Raw genomic sequence first — 16,361 nt, forward strand, 5'->3', positions numbered from 1 at the left:
GAGATGGACCAGGATCGCGTCCCAAGGGAGACCCTTTACTCCGAGGTATGGGCAACGCCTATGCTTTCCCTGGCTCCAAAATATGGAGTTTCCTCGGTATTCCTGGCTCGGGTTTGTGCCCGCCTGAACATACCCCGTCCACCGCGAGGCTATTGGGCCAGGAAGCAATCGGGGCAGAAACCGAAAATTCCGCCTTTGCCCAAGCCCCAACCGGGTGATCCTACCGAATGGAGAAAGGGCGATCAGTTACCGCGTAAAGCGGGGGTTGAACTGACTGAAGCTGCTCCGAAGAAAGCCAGTGCCCGGCGCACGATGGTGATGGGCTCTTTGGCCTCATTCACAAGCGGCCGAGTTGCTGGTGACGGCTACCTCAAACCCGCAAAGCGAAATCTTCCTGACCTGATAGTTACTGAGCCCACGCTTCAGAGGGCCGCGTCAGTTCTGCTGAAACTCGCTACCTGTTTCGGTGAAATTAATCATCGAGTTTCGATCGCATGCGGCGAAAGCGGATTCAACCGTAAGGCGCTCGGAGATGAGGAGGGACGGCTGAAACGATCGGTTTTCGAGACGAACATCTGGGCGCCTGCTCGGCCAACATTGGTTTTCATCGACGAGATAGCCATAGGACTGACTGTCTACGAGGCTACGGTCGAAAAAGAGATGGTCTACATAGATGGCCAGTATGTGCCCGTTAAAGAGGCCAAAGTGCTCAAGCCTAGTCTGTGGGACAGGAAGACGAAGACATTTTACCGGCGGAGTGCTCAGCGCGTTGCTTCCAAGCGACTATGTCTCAGGGCTTATAGCCCCTATGGGCGGGTGGACTGGGCTCGTACCTGGACAGAGGACAAAGTTAGCCTCTTGAGGCAACTCGACGACATCGTATTGGCTTTAGTCGATAGGGCGAAAGCGTTGGTGCCCCAGATCGCTGAGGCTGACCGGAAGGCAGAGGAGGAACGAAAGAGGTGGGACGCTGAGCACGCGATAGCGACAGCTCGATACCAGCGTTCCCTGATTATCCGAGCCCGGGAAGACTCGCTGAGCAACCTACTGAAGATTATTGACAAGTGGAGCTCTGATAGGAAGCTCCAGGATTTCTTTGACGACATCGCCACCCGCTCAATTGATATGGATGACGAAGCTCGCGCGGAGCTTTTAGCAAAGGTTCAGGAGGCAAAAAATCTGCTCTCTAGCTCTGACAGCGTTGAAGCATTGATGTCATGGGGGGCACCACCACCGAAACCGCTTGAATAGAAATGCTGTTTCTTATCCACGTTCTTAAAGCTGAGAACAACGCCATCTCCTCGCTCTACCATTGATCTGGCTGGATCAGGCGAGAGCGCCACAGGGCTCTATTTTTGCGATGAAAATATCGAGGTTTGGGATAGAAGTCGCGTTAGATATCCCCGTTCAAACCCACGCATGCGGTATCGGAGACCTAGGGATGTCGTAACTCGCCAAGGTCTCCGGACGCCCGTTATAAATATTCCTTTTGCCTTCTGATGAATTGCCCTAGGAGCGGAACAGCAAAAGAATACTTGCCATGTCGGTTTTTGTATATGAGCCCAGATTCTGCCAGGCTCGATAGCATTTGATTTACATGGCTGCTTCCGAAAGGCTTCTCTAGAGCCTCTTTGGATTTTACTGTCACGTCTTGTACGGAGAACTCTCCGTCGCAATGATCTAGTTCCGCGATTACACCCAATAGTTCTCTCTGCCTATCGGTTGCTCTTGCCCAGCGGCCAACAAAGAAATCGCTATCTAGTTTGCGAAGAATTTCATCCGCAGGCACACTAGGATTCTTGCCGGTGCCTATTTGCTGAATGAAAACGTCATAAACTTCTCTACATATAAATTGCACAAAATAAGGATACCCTCCAGACAGAGCCGCGACCTGTTCCATGGAGGACTTTGATAATTTAATTGGGTAGTCTTTGAGAGGAATGCTTATGGCGTCGTGTACAGCTTTTTCGCTCAGTTTGTCGAGCATTACAACTCGAAACATCCGCTCAGCATAGGTTCGTGCTTCCACTAGCTTTGGAAACAGAGTTGGTAAACCTGTCAATGCGAGCATAAATGGAACGCCCTTCCGCTGGATAGACTGGAAAACGTCTAAAAGCATAGATAGCGGGAACTGATCTTTTTGCGCATGATCAGACAAGTTTTGGGCTTCGTCATACGCAAAAATTATTCCGGCAACGCCAAGATTCTTTATGGAATTCCAAACAATTTCCAGTACACGCTTGATCTTGTCTTCCACGAGCCCTGGCGTTGTCTCATAAATATTTTGTAGAGTTTGATAATTTAATGTTTGGTCAACGGTTATTTCGGTTCGGGAAAAACCTATGCCTTCAGAGATTTGATATTCGCCAACTTTTACGGCGGAAGTTACAACTGAAAGGTCCGTTAATAATCGAGTCGCGATGCTGCCTTCATTCAGGCTTGCGCTTTCCGATAAGTCGGTACCGACCCACAACCATTTACTCTGCTGAGCCATTGGTTTGAATGTTTCAAGGAGGACTGTCTTGCCTGTGCCTCTCAGACCCGTGAGAACCAAGTTCTCAAGGATCGTCTTCTGCTCTAGAAGGCGCGCAAATTCCTTTTTCTCATCCTCCCTACCTGCGAGGTAGGGAGGCATGTGCCCCGCGCCTGGCTTGAAAGGGTTTTGAAGAGCGGCCATGATTAGCTCCAGCTATAAACTTAGTAAGAAGACTAAATTTACACCTAAGACTGGAAATGTCAAATGACGTTTGTCGGATGCTTTTAGGTCTGATAGGAGGGCGCCACTCCTGCAAAAATATTAGACGAGGGAACAGTCGCTCGGAGCCTCATTATCGCCGGAAGCCGCACGCATCAAGGCCGCCCGACAACTGAGAGGAATTCTGCCGGCGGGAATCCGTCTAGGGCCTGTCTAGTATTGCCTGGTGCGCTAAGCATTTGTCTGCCCCGGTATTTCACCACCCAATCCGCCAGCGAGGGCGTGGATCAAACAATTACCTTGACGTCCACCTCCTGAATTTTGACGAGGCTGGTGCTGGCAAAGCTGCGCAAAGCGTTGCCCAGCCTGGCTTTCAGTGTTCCAACTGCTGGTGGCCCCAATAAATCCGTCAAGGATGGTCAAGGATTATGGGCGCGCTTGCCTAGTTCGACCGTGGGCCACTTGTCCCGCAAGTGACTGTCGCGGCTCGCCCCTGTTTCTGGACGAGGTAGCTATCCGACCACATGCCCGATCTGCCGCCAGCCTTTGCTGGCTTTGGCGCGCGGGTCGGGCCGGATGAACTGCGGCCGCTTCAGCCGTCCAGAGCCTGTCCAGAATCTATCGTGCGTCACGAACGCCCTAGACTGCCGGCGACGGTCAGCTCAGCGATCCCCTGGCGAATGAACACCAGATTGTCGTCGAGCGTTTCGAGTGCGGCCCGCACATTGGCAGCGATGTCCGCAGATCCGCGTTGCTCCACCCAGTTGGAAAGTTCCTCAACCGCTGCGCCCAAGGCGAGCTGATTTTGAGTCAGGCGGTCGAACAGGCTGGCGATCAGGTTGGTGTCCGTCATGGGGGCTCTCCTTCTTTCGAGAAAGCGTAGCATCGGCCCCGTGAGCACCCGGGATCACTTTTACGGGGTTTGTGTTTGTCGGCGGCAAAGTGGCTGCCGATGTAATACGGACTTTCCCGTATTTAATCTGTAAGCCCCGCCCGCAAGGGCCGCTGCGCGCGCTCAGGCGGCCATGCTCGCCGAATCCGTCTCATGCCTGTCTCACATTCGCCAGCAATTCGGTAAAGGCCGGGTAAAAGTAGGCGGGCCGAAAGCGCCGTATCCGTCAGAGGTCTGTCAGGGGTATCAGCGACCACGGTGCGCTTGTTTGACGGGCTGGCCACGCGAAAGCCTCAGATGCCCACCAGCGTGCGGTCCGTCTCACACCTGTCTCACATTCCGTCAAAGCGTGGTCAAAGTGCGTGAGCCGCGCTTAAGCCCACTTCAAGGTTTTGGCATTTTTGGAGACAACAGCACTCCAAGGCCCCGCGCGCCGTTTCTGTAGCTCGGTGACAATGCCGTATTCGGGGAAGTGAGCGAAGTAAGCGAGATCGGTTAGAACTAGGCTTACCCTGAGATCACCATTTTCTAAGTAGCCACGCTTTTCCAGTTCGGGAAGCAATGTGGGTATCAGGTCTGGAATGAGCCGCTCCAGGCATTCGAGAAAGTCATGCTCTTTGTCCATTTCCGTAATCGCAAATATGCTGTGGCCGGAAAACATATACCCGCCACCAATGGGGGCATATGTAGTGCCGTCCTTCACTTGAACAAATGAGTTGTACCGTTTCTTTCGTAGCGTTTTGCGCTGATCAGATGTCAGCCGCTCTTTTGACTGCATTCCTTGAAGCGCCCAGTGTTCAATCGTTTCAGGCCAGTTTCTATGGACTACCTCCACAATCTCAGCGTCCGCAAAATCGTCGTGCGTGTACACATCGATCGCATAGAAACTGTCTGCGGTTACTCGTGCAAACAGAAGTGGCCCTGTCCTGGCTTTGTACTGTCCTTCTAATTCGGTGCCTAGGTGTAGATGGTGTACTCCCCAGTCGCTGAGCAGGAGATCAGTTTTTTTAACCTTGCCTATAAATTTGCTCAGGTGGGGGTTGAGATCCCTGCCCTCTAGCGCGCTTTGCTTGATCTGTTCCCACCCCTGCAAATGTTCGGCCGGGCAGTGAAAAGTATTAGATACAAGAACCTTTCTCGGCGTTGCGGTTATGCGGCGTTGGGCCGCGTTGAAGTAGTGAACAGGAACGTTTTCAGTGATTGCTTTTGTGTCGAGATCCCATTCTGATTTCATGATCTCCTTGAGCGTTTCGTGCCAGTCGGCCTTGAAGTCCATGATCAATTTCATTAGGGCGCCCTCCAATTTGCGCATCTTGATCCTACGCGTCCCTAGGCTTTGTGAAGGATCTGCAAGCTCGCTGCGCCACCTCCGTGGGTTTGTTCAACAATTGACCAGATTGCCAGTGGAAACCACTGCAATACCGTGGAAACCATAGTGGAAACCAGGGACTGTAAACGTGTCTTTGATAGCCGGGGAGCTGCCTGTGTGCTGTTTGGAGCCGTACTAACTTGGAGCTCGAGCCACGGATGCGAATTGCGTGCTGATCTTGTGTGCAGAACTAATCCATGGAGGTGTCCGCAAATCGGCTTTGTTTAAGCGTACACAGTCAACTTCAACCCAGTTGCGACCACTTGGTATTCGGTCTCAGATATCTGGTTTACAGCTCCGCCCCCCTGAATTTGATACCGCTTCAATCCAGGCGTGCGCCTCACCTCGCCGCTAAGTAATCGTTCTGTGATCACGTCTTGAAAGACCTGAATCTGGTAATCCAAATTGTCCGGCCCTACCGCAACGATTTGTCCCACGTACTGTTCAGCCATTTTGGGATCTCCGTGATTTGAACAGCAACGATAGCCGCAGTTCGTCCATCCCGCGGGGCGAAATAGCAGCGATCCGATGAAACAGCATAGGAGACCGGTTCACCCTTTCTTGGGGAGACGGTTCGCGCGCAATGGTGGTTGCGAACCAGGTGCGAACCATCGCTGCGAACTGACGAACGCGCGTGCCATAGTGCTGGCGGCTCACAGGCTTAGCCGCCTCTGGAAGCCATTTGTTAAATCATGATCTCAAGGAAGGTACGCATGTTCGCGGGCGCTAACGTTGGTGAAGTCTATAAAAAAACCTTTGAGTTGCTTTCTGAAGAGAATGATCGAGGTGCGGTTCTGCTGAGCGGAGTAATAACAGACGGCATTTTGGATGAGATGATCAAAGCGCGACTCATTGGTCTACCTCGCGCTCGCAAGGGGAAGCTGAAATTCCAATATGCCGCAAAAATAGACCTCGCGTTCTCCCTGGGTTTGATTTCGTTGGAAATGCTGACGCTTCTGCATAGTCTGCGTGAGGCAAGAAATTCCTTTGCTCATCAGGTAGTGAATAGCCTCAACGACGCCGCTATCGCTGGAGCTATCAAGTCGGTGTTCGATGCGGTACCGAGCCTTTATGACGGTTTCATGAGTAACTGGATTGCCAATTTGCAGGCCACTCTACGAGGCGTGGGCGTTGTGGACGAAGCAGTGATCGCCAGCGTCTCTCCTGGCGACAGGGCCAGATTTAACAATTACCTGGCACTCGTTGCAGCTCGGCTTCATGAAGCGTCAGTCAACATCAAAAAGCTGAGTTTCACGGGAATTTAGCTTTGCTCGGCACCCTCCACCGAGGGGCTGGCTGGCAGGGCAAGGGTGCGTACTGATCGTGCGTGCCGGGCTGAGTACCAGCGCTGGACATCTCGCTCCCACAGGGATTTCGCGGGCTCTTGGGTGCGTGAAGATCGTGCGTGAAGGTTCATTCATGGGGTTGGTTTTCCCAAAACGGCATTGGATGGCCTGGTGACCGTGGCTGGTGGTCACTTATCGTCGTCACCGCGGCTGGTCACAGGTGGGGCTCGTGGTTCCACGCAGCCCAGAAGGCTATGCGGCGCGCACTAACTTTTGCTAACAAATGGTGGATACCAAAGTGGATACCGGACGACTCGAGAACCTAACAAAACCCAACATCGATTTGAGTGCGGGGCATGGTTCGATGTTGACAAATGTTGACATGGAACCGCGTCTGTTTCCGAGATGACCCCAAATCTGGGGAGATGAGTGTGGCCTGGGGCCAGCGTCACCCTGTTAACAATTGTCAAGGTTGGCCAGGCCGGCGAGGTGCTGCGGGGATGGTTACCAATGGTGGTTACCCCGCTTGGTTACCACTACCACCGAACCAGACCATATGACCTCATTGGGACCGTATGGCCTGTCGCTCATTTGGTCCGCCAGTTACAAACAGGTCTTTATGCTCGCCACCCGCCGGTCAGATATCCAACCCATGCTGCCGCTGGAATAGAACTGGACTTTGGTCGACCCGTTGCCGCCGACTACATCAGCCATTTCTCTGTTGCCAGCGTTCACCACGGACTTGCCACCGCCCGGCCGAGGCTGAAGGCTCACCGCATAGTGAACCCCTGCCAATGATTCGTTTTGCCAGGCATACAGGATGCATTCTGCTACCTGCTGCTCAGGCTTTCGGGTTGTGAACGATTGCTCTGGTCCCTCCGCCCGCATGTCCTGGAGTGATGTGGTACAGCCGCCCAGAGCAACAACACAACAAACTGTTGCGATAATCCTTTGCATCGACTTCCCTCCGAAATTGGGGACTGTACCACTGGATCGCTACATCTGGTCTTCGGCGTAGATCGCGGCGCTGATTACTGCTCCGCCCCACCGCCGGCGGCCCGCGCATAGCGCAGCCGGGTTGCCAGACGCCGTGGTGTTTCGGGCGGAGCCGAATGCATATCCGGGCGTGTTTTCGGGGGCAGCGCTGGTCTTGAGGCCGCCAGCCTGGGGACTGAGCATCTGGATCACGCCGCCGATGGACATCGAAACGCCTGCCGCACCAACGGCGCCCCAGGCCCCTCCAGCGGCAAACCCGCCGAAGCCCCCAGTGGCGATTGTGGCAATAACAATCAGTGCGGCGCCGATGATCGTTTGCATCAACCCGGCGCGCTTACTTCCCTCGATCACCGGAGCAATGATGATATCCCCGACCCCCTGATACTGGAGTTCGGCTTCACCAATGTTCTTCTTGCCAAGAAATACGGCGAACACAAGGCCCCGTGATTTTGCGTTTGAGATGAACCGCTCGAAGCCTGGAATCTGTACGCATAGCGCCTTGATTGCCTCTGCTGGGGTGCGCACAGCCAGCGGATAGGACTTCCCAAACTGCCGCAGCTGCCCATAGAGCTTTACGGTTCTGATCGGCTGGTAATCAATGGCGCTCATGCTTTGTCCTCTGCGTAGATCGATGCGGAAATGATCATCCCGCCCCACCGGCGCTCGCCGATGCAGATCGGAACCGGATTGCCGCTGGCGGTGGTGTTTCGTGCTGATCCAAACGCATAACTCGGTGCGTTTTCGGGAGATGAACTGGAGCTGAGCCTGCCTTGCTGGGGGCTGATCATTTGAATTACACCGCCTATGGCCATCGAAGCACCAGCTGCGCCAACGGCCCCCCACGCGCCGCCCGCCGCAAATCCCCCGAATCCCCCAGTCGCAATCGTCGCCACTGCGATGAGCGCGACGCCGATAATGGTTTGTAGAGTTCCCGCACGCTTGCCGCCAGCGATCACGGGAACGATGCGGATTTCCCGCGCGCCACCCAGGCCAAGCTCATTTTCTCCTATGTTGCGGCGGTTCCGGAAAACCGCGAATTCCATGCCGCGCGCCTTTGAGTCGGCAAGGTATTTTGCGAATCCCGGATGGTTTACATCAACGGCCTTCACAGCCTCGCGAACGTCCCCAGTGGAAAGCTTGTACAGATGCTTTCGTCCGAACATCTTGCCGGCGAGCCCGCCCAGCAGAATAAGCGTTTTGTTGCCGTAGTCCGTTGCCATTGCCATGTCTTACTCCTGGGCGCCTTGGGCGCTGTGTTTGGGGGTTTCCATGCCGAGCTGGCCGGCAAGTATCATTCGAGAGGCCATCGCGTCGTTTCGAATCGCGATCTCGCGTTTCACGTCGGGATTCCAGGCGGAACAGTGAGTCGACTGATAAGCCCGGGCTCCGCGGTACTCGATGCGCATCAGTTCGGCGGATATCCTGGCTTCCTCCTCGGTGAAGAAAGGTCCCTCGATTTCAACTCGCTGGCCGTCGCGCACATGCTGTACGGTCCAGACGATGTATCCGCCAATGGTGCCGGGATCAGTTGTGAAGTCTGTGGCCTTGCACGCTTCGGCGAAGCGTATGTGATGTGCCATGTGTTGCCTCCTGCGACGCCTGGGCGCCATTGATGGGCTGCTGCCCGGTTTGTTGCTTCGTGTCGCGACACGATTTGATGATTCGCAAATCGTGTCGCGGAATTGGTTGCCTACTTGCCAACGATGCTCAGGGAGGGCGGGAGCTTCGGTCCGAACGGTGCGCCAGGCGCGAACGGATCGGGAAGCAGGTGCTCGGGGCACTCCCTGAGAAACTTGTTGAAGGCGAGCTGACAGGCGTTGAACAACGGGGCGTCGTTCCATTCCTGCCCGCGGCGTGCGGCGCTGTCCTCCAAGGAATGGGCGAACACCAGCTCCGCCAGACCGCTCACGCCGTCTTTCCTCGCCGCCTCACGCTCAATGGTGTTCACCGCCAGCAGATCGCACACCCGGTCGAATCCAAGGCCATCCATCAGGCCTTCGGTGTCCAGCATCAGCGATCGGCCGAAGGCGCCGAGTACCTTGCGTAAGTCGTCCCACTCGGGCCGCCGATGCTCCAGGGCCTGCTGCTGGAGTTCCTCAATCCTGTTGGTGGTGAAGGGTAGAAAGGCGCGAAGTTTCCCGGCCTCCCGCCGTATAGCCCGGCGCTCGCTTCGGATGGCGTCCGCCCTCTCCCCGAAGATTCGGCAGATTCGGCGGGTGGTGATCAGGCTGGTACTCATGCTGGCGCCTGGCTTCTGTGCAATATCCAAAAGGGTGATAACGACGTGGGTCTTCATGGCTGTGTCTCCATGGGCGTGCGGTCATAGGTGGCGTACAGGCCGGCGCCGACGCTGCAATAGCGGGCGGTGGGCGCGTAGCAGGACCGGCAGGCCATGATGTGGTTGAGGTATGCGTCTCGGGCCAGGCGCCACTCGAGCGTTGCCGTGGCGGCGCTTGCATGAGGCGCAGTCACAAACTGGGGCCGGCGCTCTGCTTGGGCGACCAGCGCCAGCGATGGACGAGGCGCAGGTCGGCGGGAGCCCTTCGCGTTGATCCCAGCGATGATCGGCGGCATGTGATCGAGCAGGCCGGAAAGGAGGCTCATTGCATCACCTCGCCCGAATTGCACCACTGCCCAAATGTGTCTGTGAAAAAAAAACGGGGGAACGGGGGAACAGTGGGAACACCCAATGATTCCGGGGCTTTCAGAGGGGGATTCTGTACCCCACGTTTTTTTGTGGGGAACAGTGATAACCAAACGTCAGGAAAACGGCATTCGCTTATATTCAAAAACATGTTTGTGTTCCCCCTGTTCCCCAACCACTCAATAAGGGGGAACGGCTACAAGCCGCGTATTTACTGGCTGTTCCCCCGTTCCCCCTGTTCCCCACGTTTGTAGGTTCCTGTGAACTCGGGCAATCATTTCTGTTGGTGGTAGTGGTGGTCATGCGGCACCGCCTTCGCTGTCCAGGGCTTCCGGGTCGATGACGTACAGCCGCGCCGATCCGCCGGCGGGGATGCGGTACTTTTTGGTTTTCCGGCTTTCTCGGTCGGTGTCGCGCTTGGCCAGGGCTCCGCCAACCTCCAGCGCCTTGATGACGCGGGTGAGACCGAACCCATGGGCGGCTTCGATGAGGGCGGACTTGTTGAACAGGAACAGTCGCTTGTTGGCGACCACCTCCCAGTACCCGGCGCGGTTGAACACCTTGGCGTCCGCCTCGGGTGCGTCCACGTCCGAGAAACGGCTGCTGCCGTGCTTGTCGATAAAGTCGATGATGCCGGCCAGGATCTGGCGGTCTTCGGCATTCCCTCCGCCGACACGGGAGAGCCATTCGCCATAGAGCAGGCGGCAGTCGGCGAGGGCGGTACCGGGTTCCCACGGGAGCAGTCCGTAGGCGATGGCCATCTCGCCCGCCAGCGCAATCACGGCGAACCGGTCAGCCACACGGCCGGCTTGGGCGTTGTCCTCGACGAACTGAGCGCGGATGCCGTCAAAGTCACTGAGCAAGCCAGGCTTGTCGTCTTCGGCGACCAGGCGCTCGACGAAGGCCGGCCCCAAGTGGCCATGGTGGGCGCCCACCGCGACGGTGAGCTGCCGGTGAAAGTCCGCGCCCTCCAGGCCGTGCAATTCGTCAAAGGCCCGATGGGTGCGGGTACCGGCGTTCACGTCGACCATGCGGAGTTCGGCGCCAGCGTGGGCGGCGTTACCGGATATTGCTGCGTGCTCGGAGAGGGAGCGCTCGCCACTGGAGAGCGTGAGCAGACGCCAGCTCAGCTTGCCCCTGGCCTCGCGCTCGCGGGTCATGGTGCCTTTGCCCTGGCCGTTGGCGAGGGAGTAGGCCATTTCCTGTACCCGCTTGGGGTCGGCGCGTTTGATTTCGTCCAGTGGCAGGATGGTGTCGTTACGGCTCGACGCCTCGATCTCAAGGCCACCCTTGGTCATGTCCCAGCTGGCGGCGAACACCCCAGGATCGCCCCACACCGACGAGCCGATCAGTTGCGCCAGCGATTTGCCGCTCGAGCTATCGCCCACCAGGTGAACGCCGCCACCCAGCACGCCGACCAGACTCAGCAGCGGCCCGGCCAGTGAGCAGCCGATCGCTAACGTCAGCACCGGATTCCCCGCGCATTTGGCCGCCACCTCGGCCTGCCACTGTGCCAGCTCGCCGCGCTGACTGAACAGAACTTGCGCCTTATTGCTGGCCTGATACCGCACGTTGGCCGTGCCGATCGTTCGCCCGGGCAGCACGAACGCTCCCGACTCATGCCAGCCCGGCCGGCTGGTGGTGGCGAATACCTCGGCGGGGTGCTGGTCGAGCAGATACTCCATGAACGTGCCGCGCTTCTTGAGCGCGATGATGACGCCCATGCCAAACAATGCCCGCCGGGCATCTTCACCGCTGCCACCGAACACCTCCATGGCGATGATCCACTCCTTGATGCCACCCTCGGTGACCAGGCGGAGCAGCCGCCCCTCGCTGCCGTCGTCGCTGTTGGTGGTGCGTGCTACGACCGTCACTGGGCTGGAGATCCATTCGTCGGTGATTGGACGGTCGGCGGCATCGTTCTCCGCGTCGTCCTGATCGGCTGCGGTGCGCTTGAAGCTGTGCCAGTACACGCCCGGGCGCAGCTTTCGACCGTTCTCGTTGGTAACCCAATGCTCGTACACCGCCCAGCATGGCCGGGCGGGGGTGATGGTCGCGGCTTCTGGCCGAAGTTCGATCACGTTGGTGTCAGGCTTGGCCATGGGCGAGTTTCCAGTTGGCAAGGTCGTTGAAGTCGGTGAGGTCGTTGGGCGCGCCTTCTGGCCAGTCAGGGAAAGCCACCTGGCCACCTACTGCCGCCGCGGCTGCGTTCGCCGCTGCGCGCCCCGGGTTGCCGTCGGTGAGCCGATCGTCGTCACCGGCGATGACGATTGGCTGGCCCGGGTAGCGAGCGCGAAGGGCCATCGCTGTCGGGATCAGGTTGCCCGCGTTCATGGCTGCCGCGACGACATAGCCGCCATGCTGGTGGAGGCTGGCGGCCGTCGCCCATCCTTCGCAGATGCACAGCACGGAGCCGGGCTCGATGATGCCCAGCGGCGAATACGTGCCCTTCACGAGGCCACCGGGTAGGAAGCGCTTGGCCCCGTCCGGGCCGATTCTCTGCAGGTTGACCAGGCGACCATCCAGGTAGAGCGGGACGAGCAGATCAGCGCCACGCTGGCGCAAGCTGTGGGAGCGAACGCCCTTGGCTGTGAGGTAGGGATGATCAGGCGAGGCGCGGCGCGCATTGCGCCACCAGTGGTTGGCCTTCTCGGCGGCCTGCTGCTGGCGTCGGTGTTGCTTGGCTTCGCGCTGGCGTCGGGCCTGGTCAACCCGCTCGCGGATCTGCGCAGCTTCGCGGGCGTCCACCGGTTCACGGCTACACCAGGTGTTGGCACCGCCGGCCTTCCAACTGCCGAACGCTCCGGACGCGATGCCATCCAGATACAGTACGTACCAGCCGTTGAGGGAGCCGGGCTTGTCCTCCGGCACACGGAACCGGTGGATGAAGCCATCACCTTCGGGCATCCAGTCGAGCGGGCCATAGACGGCCTGGAGCGCATCACGGAATTGGATCGCTGCGTCTGTCATGCGGCCCCCTTCGGCGGGGTAAACCGCTTGGCCAAGTTCTCCAGTTTCTGAGTCAGGCGTTCCAGCTCATCGCAGTGGCGCCCCTGGTCGCCTTCCCTGATGCGCAGTTCCAGGAAGCCGACCAGGGTCTCCACCAGCAGCACATAGCTGGCGCTGTCGATATGAGCGTCGGCAGCGGGTGGGCCGCCACTGCTCTTGCGATTGATTGGGGTCACGTCACCCATGGCTGACCTCCCGTCGATCAGCGCCAGCGAAGGCCCGGCAAACACGGCCGTTGTTTACGGCGTGCCAGTGCGTGATGTCGTCGATGGAATCAACCAGGCAGGCCGTGACCTGGGCGTCGGCGCTACGCATAACCACGCGCCCGCACTCGGCGTCGGCTTTGCTCAGGAACGGGCCCAGCAGCGCTTTGGGGGCCTTTGGGTGGGTCACGTAAAACAGCTCGTTGGCTTTCTTCAGGCAAGCCGATCCCGTCGACGCAGATGCGTCGTTTTGAAATTTCATGGTCTTAACCCTTTATCGAATCAGTGTGTGCGTGGCGTTCTGCATTGCCTGCTGTGGCTGGGTTTTGGTCGCTACACGACTGAGCCCTAAGCCTGCGTTGGCCTTCTTAAGCTCCGCCTTCTCGTCGAGCTTGGCGAGCCTGCAACGGGACGCCATCGCTGCTGCGTGCGCCCATCGGCCGATCTCCTCCATGAACCCCAGCACCTGCCCCTGCAGAGTATCTAGCTCCTCTGGGTTGGCAGTGCTGGCTCGATCGATCCAGGCAGACGCGATGCTCTTGAGGTGGCCGCCATCGCAGTCATGATGGTGTTGGCTCATGTGCTTGATCGCGACGAGACCCAAGGCACGACCGGTTGCCCAGCCTCCGTTATAGCCACCGGTCAAAGGGACATCCCAGTATCCGATTCGCCCATAGCGATCGACATAGTTTTCGTAGCCGACATAGGGGAGGCGGTGCGCCGGATACGTTCTGCGTGGCTTGAATTTCAGCGGCTGGATCATTGGGACGCCTCCTGCTCAGCGATGACATCACCGAGGAGATCGGCCCAAGCCATCGCTGTGTGCTGTGCGAAAACGGCCGTGACGCGGGCCACAATGATGTGAGTCGAGGGCGAGGCGATCAGCGCCAGCGACATGGCCAGCAGCACCAGGATCTCTTGCGCATCGCGCAGATCGTCGACGACGCCTGTATTGCTTGGGAATGCGCTGGTCATGCCGCACCTCCGAGGCTCGACAGATTGGTATTGAGGACCTCAAGGGACTGCTCGGACACTTCGAGGTGGCTCTCGGACAGATAAACGCCAAGGGCAGCCAGACCGGCGGCGTTCAGGCCGCCCGAGTGTTTGTGGTCGTCACGGATGGCCGTCATCAGCGAAAACATCCAGTTGCCGAACTCGTTTCCGCACTCCAGTTGGAATACGGCCTCGTCGGCGATTTCTTTGTAATCTGTGGCTTGCGGCTTGGTATTCATCGCGCACCCCCTTCGCCCATTTCGGCGCGGTTACCCACCACGCCGTGCGAGGCGCCCAAGTGACGATGGCGCCAGCAGAAATTGCCGCTGAAAATCCGGATCTGCTCAAGGTGGCGGGCGATATCGCTGGCTGGTCCAGTCGCCTGATGGCACAGCAGCGGCTCGATCAGCGGCCACAGAATCCGCTCAAGCTTGTTGAATTCCTCACGGGCGAAGTTCATGGAGCACATGTCCCGAGCGTCAATAACAGCCTCGCCCAGGACTTGCCCCTCGATTGGATCGGCGCCGACGATTCGCAGCTTGCGGTTCATTGCACACCCCCGGAGGCTTCCAAGGTGCGGACGATTGCCATGTGGGCGTTGTAGCGGGCGAGGCGAACGGAGAGGGATGAGTTTGCGCGGAGAGCACTCAAGGCCATGCGGCGGTGAGCAAATGCGCGAATTGCGGACGGAATGAGGGCGTGTTGCATGGGTGTAGCTCCCGAATCATGAGAACCACCACGGCCTGCCGCCAAGCAGAGAAGGGTGGCGAGTTGCACAGGATTGGCGGACCGGTGATTCAGGAACCCGGCGCACCCGAGGGTGCTCCTGCGCAACCCGCCATAACACGAGAATGCGGACGCAAAAAAAGCGCCTGCAATCGTAATGGGGGCGCTGTTGCGCCTGAAATCGTTCGACCCGCCAAGGTCGGTCGCTGAATTTGCAGCGACGGGCAAACCATACCGGCGGGCGTGACTGCTGGCAAGAAGACTTATCGACCGTTCATCGTTGAACATGAGGGGCGCTGTCATGCGGCGTTACTCCGAAGGTGCTTAGCCGTCAGGCTTTGGACGTAGCGGAGTAGAGACGCCTTCCGGGCTGTGAAGTCTTTGCCCTGACCGATCAGCAACACGTCGCGGATCTCGATCAGCGTGACCAACAACAACTCATGCGCGTTGAGTTCATTGCGATTGCGGCCGGCAAATTGACCAGTAATTACCTGGTTGATTAGCTTGGCTTCGTTGATGAAGTGGTGGCGCTGGGGAGCCGTGCCGCGCTCCTCGTGTGCGATCGCCAGCGCTTCACATAAGCCGCGGTAGCCGATAGCCGATTGGTGACGGGCCTGCTGCCAGTCCTGGCTCCCGTGAATGAGCGCCTCGATCTGCATGTCACACCAGACAGAGAATTTGGCATCGCACCAACGGGCGAACGCTACTGCCAATTTGGGATGTAGCCAGCTGCCTCCGGCGTTACCGCGGCGGGATTTCAAATACCCGGATTTCCGGGTATTCACGATTTTGGATGGCCCCGCTGTGGGATGCTGAATCTCATCCAGGGCGCGGATGTACTCGAGTGTCTCTGCGTTGTCGAGCCAATGGTCCAGTCGCTTGCCGAAGCGTTCGGCGATCACTGTGGCATGGAGCCAGCCCTCGGCATTAAAGCTGACGGCCTCGCCCTGGTAGTCGAAGGGGATGATGCGGGCGCTCATGCCTTAACCTCCGCTGGTGGGTTGGTGCTGAGGTAGTAGAGCGCCATGCCTTGGTGAGTGCGGCCTTGATCGTCGGTCAAGGTAAGGCGATGGGTCAGGATCTTATGGCCCAGGCTGCGCAGTTCATTGATGCGGGCACCAGGGCGGACGATGTTCAGTTCGCGGATGGCGGTGAAGGTGTCAATCGGGCCAGCATGCAGGCGCTCCAAAAGGCGAGCGCGTTGTGCCGTTCCGCTGGTATTCTCGACGCGAGTATTTTCGTGGCTGGCCTGTTGGTCGGCCTTTTTTTTGTTCATTAGGCGGCCACCTCGCGCAGGGCGATGCGCTGGCGAACCCAGGCATGTACCTCAGCCAAAACAAAGCCCACCGGCGACCCACGCGACTTGCTATTGCTCAGCGGCACGGGGCGGGGAAAGGTCGGATCGTCTTTAAGGCGTTTGTACACAGTGGGGCGGGCGAGGCCGGTAATGGCCTCCAGATCCGGCATGCGAATCAGGGTGATCGCCGGATCGAAGTTCTGCGCGGCGGCAGAGGGTTGGTGCGGTGTGTGGATGGTGTGCATTTTGCG

At 58.1% G+C, this 16,361-nt stretch carries 22 protein-coding genes; 2 read left to right on the forward strand and 20 right to left on the reverse strand.

What is annotated here, in order from left to right:
• Positions 1-318: 318 nt before the first annotated feature.
• On the forward strand, positions 319-1,251 hold the full coding sequence (locus tag BLU85_RS19070) for a hypothetical protein (RefSeq protein WP_256572864.1): 933 nt from the start codon (positions 319-321) through the stop codon (positions 1,249-1,251).
• 223 nt (positions 1,252-1,474) lie between these two features.
• Here BLU85_RS19070 and BLU85_RS19075 read toward each other — a convergent pair whose 3' ends face one another.
• The 4 genes from BLU85_RS19075 to BLU85_RS19090 form a co-directional block, all read right to left on the reverse strand.
• The gene (locus BLU85_RS19075; protein WP_256572865.1) at positions 1,475-2,677 is read right to left on the reverse strand and encodes an ATP-binding protein; all 1,203 of its coding nucleotides are present in this window, start codon (positions 2,675-2,677) and stop codon (positions 1,475-1,477) included.
• Between the two features lie 646 nt (positions 2,678-3,323).
• Positions 3,324-3,548, reverse strand: a complete 225-nt coding sequence (locus BLU85_RS19080) for a hypothetical protein (protein ID WP_092202427.1) — start codon at positions 3,546-3,548, stop codon at positions 3,324-3,326.
• Between the two features lie 412 nt (positions 3,549-3,960).
• Positions 3,961-4,875, reverse strand: coding sequence for a hypothetical protein (locus BLU85_RS19085; RefSeq protein WP_139207988.1), 915 nt, complete (start codon positions 4,873-4,875; stop codon positions 3,961-3,963).
• Between the two features lie 305 nt (positions 4,876-5,180).
• Positions 5,181-5,408: a hypothetical protein gene (locus tag BLU85_RS19090; protein ID WP_092202431.1), complete on the reverse strand. Its 228-nt coding sequence runs from the start codon at positions 5,406-5,408 to the stop codon at positions 5,181-5,183.
• 261 nt (positions 5,409-5,669) lie between these two features.
• On the opposite strand from BLU85_RS19090, the gene BLU85_RS19095 reads away from it, so the two are divergent.
• Positions 5,670-6,221 carry a hypothetical protein gene (locus BLU85_RS19095; RefSeq protein WP_092202433.1) on the forward strand — a complete coding sequence of 184 codons (552 nt, stop codon included), beginning with the start codon at positions 5,670-5,672 and terminating at the stop codon, positions 6,219-6,221.
• A 1,017-nt stretch (positions 6,222-7,238) separates the two neighbouring features.
• On the opposite strand, the gene BLU85_RS19105 is transcribed toward BLU85_RS19095, so the two are convergent.
• The 16 genes from BLU85_RS19105 to BLU85_RS19185 form a co-directional block, all read right to left on the reverse strand.
• Complete coding sequence (locus BLU85_RS19105; protein WP_092202437.1) at positions 7,239-7,847, reverse strand: tail assembly protein; 609 nt, start codon at positions 7,845-7,847, stop codon at positions 7,239-7,241.
• Positions 7,844-8,464, reverse strand: coding sequence for a tail assembly protein (locus BLU85_RS19110; RefSeq protein WP_092202439.1), 621 nt, complete (start codon positions 8,462-8,464; stop codon positions 7,844-7,846). The genes BLU85_RS19105 and BLU85_RS19110 overlap by 4 nt, the downstream gene beginning before the upstream one ends.
• 3 nt (positions 8,465-8,467) lie before the next feature.
• Complete coding sequence (locus BLU85_RS19115; RefSeq protein ID WP_092202441.1) at positions 8,468-8,818, reverse strand: hypothetical protein; 351 nt, start codon at positions 8,816-8,818, stop codon at positions 8,468-8,470.
• 110 nt (positions 8,819-8,928) lie between these two features.
• Entirely contained in the window at positions 8,929-9,534 is a 606-nt protein-coding gene (locus BLU85_RS19120; RefSeq protein WP_092202443.1) for a hypothetical protein, read from the reverse strand.
• Entirely contained in the window at positions 9,531-9,842 is a 312-nt protein-coding gene (locus tag BLU85_RS19125) for a hypothetical protein (protein ID WP_092202445.1), read from the reverse strand. Before BLU85_RS19125 ends, BLU85_RS19120 begins: the two co-directional genes overlap by 4 nt.
• A 339-nt stretch (positions 9,843-10,181) precedes the next feature.
• Positions 10,182-11,984 carry a DUF927 domain-containing protein gene (locus tag BLU85_RS19130; protein ID WP_092202447.1) on the reverse strand — a complete coding sequence of 601 codons (1,803 nt, stop codon included), beginning with the start codon at positions 11,982-11,984 and terminating at the stop codon, positions 10,182-10,184.
• Complete coding sequence (locus BLU85_RS19135) at positions 11,971-12,852, reverse strand: toprim domain-containing protein (protein WP_092202449.1); 882 nt, start codon at positions 12,850-12,852, stop codon at positions 11,971-11,973. Before BLU85_RS19135 ends, BLU85_RS19130 begins: the two co-directional genes overlap by 14 nt.
• The gene (locus tag BLU85_RS19140; RefSeq protein ID WP_092202451.1) at positions 12,849-13,076 is read right to left on the reverse strand and encodes a hypothetical protein; all 228 of its coding nucleotides are present in this window, start codon (positions 13,074-13,076) and stop codon (positions 12,849-12,851) included. Before BLU85_RS19140 ends, BLU85_RS19135 begins: the two co-directional genes overlap by 4 nt.
• Complete coding sequence (locus BLU85_RS19145) at positions 13,069-13,356, reverse strand: hypothetical protein (RefSeq protein ID WP_092202453.1); 288 nt, start codon at positions 13,354-13,356, stop codon at positions 13,069-13,071. The genes BLU85_RS19140 and BLU85_RS19145 overlap by 8 nt, the downstream gene beginning before the upstream one ends.
• Before the next feature lie 12 nt (positions 13,357-13,368).
• Positions 13,369-13,857 (reverse strand): hypothetical protein, encoded by a 489-nt coding sequence (locus BLU85_RS19150; protein ID WP_092202455.1) that lies wholly within the window; start codon positions 13,855-13,857, stop codon positions 13,369-13,371.
• On the reverse strand, positions 13,854-14,069 hold the full coding sequence (locus BLU85_RS19155; RefSeq protein WP_092202457.1) for a hypothetical protein: 216 nt from the start codon (positions 14,067-14,069) through the stop codon (positions 13,854-13,856). Before BLU85_RS19155 ends, BLU85_RS19150 begins: the two co-directional genes overlap by 4 nt.
• Positions 14,066-14,326 (reverse strand): hypothetical protein, encoded by a 261-nt coding sequence (locus BLU85_RS19160; protein WP_092202459.1) that lies wholly within the window; start codon positions 14,324-14,326, stop codon positions 14,066-14,068. The genes BLU85_RS19155 and BLU85_RS19160 overlap by 4 nt, the downstream gene beginning before the upstream one ends.
• Positions 14,323-14,637, reverse strand: coding sequence for a hypothetical protein (locus BLU85_RS19165; RefSeq protein WP_092202461.1), 315 nt, complete (start codon positions 14,635-14,637; stop codon positions 14,323-14,325). The genes BLU85_RS19160 and BLU85_RS19165 overlap by 4 nt, the downstream gene beginning before the upstream one ends.
• Before the next feature lie 475 nt (positions 14,638-15,112).
• Positions 15,113-15,793 (reverse strand): KilA-N domain-containing protein, encoded by a 681-nt coding sequence (locus BLU85_RS19175; protein WP_092202465.1) that lies wholly within the window; start codon positions 15,791-15,793, stop codon positions 15,113-15,115.
• Positions 15,790-16,089, reverse strand: a complete 300-nt coding sequence (locus BLU85_RS19180) for a helix-turn-helix domain-containing protein (RefSeq protein ID WP_092202467.1) — start codon at positions 16,087-16,089, stop codon at positions 15,790-15,792. The genes BLU85_RS19175 and BLU85_RS19180 overlap by 4 nt, the downstream gene beginning before the upstream one ends.
• Complete coding sequence (locus BLU85_RS19185; RefSeq protein ID WP_092202469.1) at positions 16,089-16,355, reverse strand: helix-turn-helix transcriptional regulator; 267 nt, start codon at positions 16,353-16,355, stop codon at positions 16,089-16,091. The genes BLU85_RS19180 and BLU85_RS19185 overlap by 1 nt, the downstream gene beginning before the upstream one ends.
• Positions 16,356-16,361: the final 6 nt, after the last annotated feature.

It is taken from the genome of Pseudomonas sp. NFACC14 (genome assembly GCF_900106885.1).
Classification (GTDB): Bacteria; Pseudomonadota; Gammaproteobacteria; order Pseudomonadales; family Pseudomonadaceae; genus Aquipseudomonas; species Aquipseudomonas fluorescens_AA.

Coding starts and splice junctions, on each gene's coding strand:
- BLU85_RS19150 (WP_092202455.1), bottom strand. CDS start 13,857: ATGATCCAGCCGCTGAAATTCAAGCCACGCAGAACGTATCCGGCGCAC.
- BLU85_RS19160 (WP_092202459.1), bottom strand. CDS start 14,326: ATGAATACCAAGCCGCAAGCCACAGATTACAAAGAAATCGCCGACGAG.
- BLU85_RS19185 (WP_092202469.1), bottom strand. CDS start 16,355: ATGCACACCATCCACACACCGCACCAACCCTCTGCCGCCGCGCAGAAC.
- BLU85_RS19105 (WP_092202437.1), bottom strand. CDS start 7,847: ATGAGCGCCATTGATTACCAGCCGATCAGAACCGTAAAGCTCTATGGG.
- BLU85_RS19145 (WP_092202453.1), bottom strand. CDS start 13,356: ATGAAATTTCAAAACGACGCATCTGCGTCGACGGGATCGGCTTGCCTG.
- BLU85_RS19110 (WP_092202439.1), bottom strand. CDS start 8,464: ATGGCAATGGCAACGGACTACGGCAACAAAACGCTTATTCTGCTGGGC.
- BLU85_RS19090 (WP_092202431.1), bottom strand. CDS start 5,408: ATGGCTGAACAGTACGTGGGACAAATCGTTGCGGTAGGGCCGGACAAT.
- BLU85_RS19140 (WP_092202451.1), bottom strand. CDS start 13,076: ATGGGTGACGTGACCCCAATCAATCGCAAGAGCAGTGGCGGCCCACCC.
- BLU85_RS19075 (WP_256572865.1), bottom strand. CDS start 2,677: ATGGCCGCTCTTCAAAACCCTTTCAAGCCAGGCGCGGGGCACATGCCT.
- BLU85_RS19095 (WP_092202433.1), top strand. CDS start 5,670: ATGTTCGCGGGCGCTAACGTTGGTGAAGTCTATAAAAAAACCTTTGAG.
- BLU85_RS19155 (WP_092202457.1), bottom strand. CDS start 14,069: ATGACCAGCGCATTCCCAAGCAATACAGGCGTCGTCGACGATCTGCGC.
- BLU85_RS19120 (WP_092202443.1), bottom strand. CDS start 9,534: ATGAAGACCCACGTCGTTATCACCCTTTTGGATATTGCACAGAAGCCA.
- BLU85_RS19115 (WP_092202441.1), bottom strand. CDS start 8,818: ATGGCACATCACATACGCTTCGCCGAAGCGTGCAAGGCCACAGACTTC.
- BLU85_RS19125 (WP_092202445.1), bottom strand. CDS start 9,842: ATGAGCCTCCTTTCCGGCCTGCTCGATCACATGCCGCCGATCATCGCT.
- BLU85_RS19180 (WP_092202467.1), bottom strand. CDS start 16,089: ATGAACAAAAAAAAGGCCGACCAACAGGCCAGCCACGAAAATACTCGC.
- BLU85_RS19080 (WP_092202427.1), bottom strand. CDS start 3,548: ATGACGGACACCAACCTGATCGCCAGCCTGTTCGACCGCCTGACTCAA.
- BLU85_RS19130 (WP_092202447.1), bottom strand. CDS start 11,984: ATGGCCAAGCCTGACACCAACGTGATCGAACTTCGGCCAGAAGCCGCG.
- BLU85_RS19135 (WP_092202449.1), bottom strand. CDS start 12,852: ATGACAGACGCAGCGATCCAATTCCGTGATGCGCTCCAGGCCGTCTAT.
- BLU85_RS19175 (WP_092202465.1), bottom strand. CDS start 15,793: ATGAGCGCCCGCATCATCCCCTTCGACTACCAGGGCGAGGCCGTCAGC.
- BLU85_RS19070 (WP_256572864.1), top strand. CDS start 319: ATGGGCTCTTTGGCCTCATTCACAAGCGGCCGAGTTGCTGGTGACGGC.
- BLU85_RS19085 (WP_139207988.1), bottom strand. CDS start 4,875: ATGAAATTGATCATGGACTTCAAGGCCGACTGGCACGAAACGCTCAAG.
- BLU85_RS19165 (WP_092202461.1), bottom strand. CDS start 14,637: ATGAACCGCAAGCTGCGAATCGTCGGCGCCGATCCAATCGAGGGGCAA.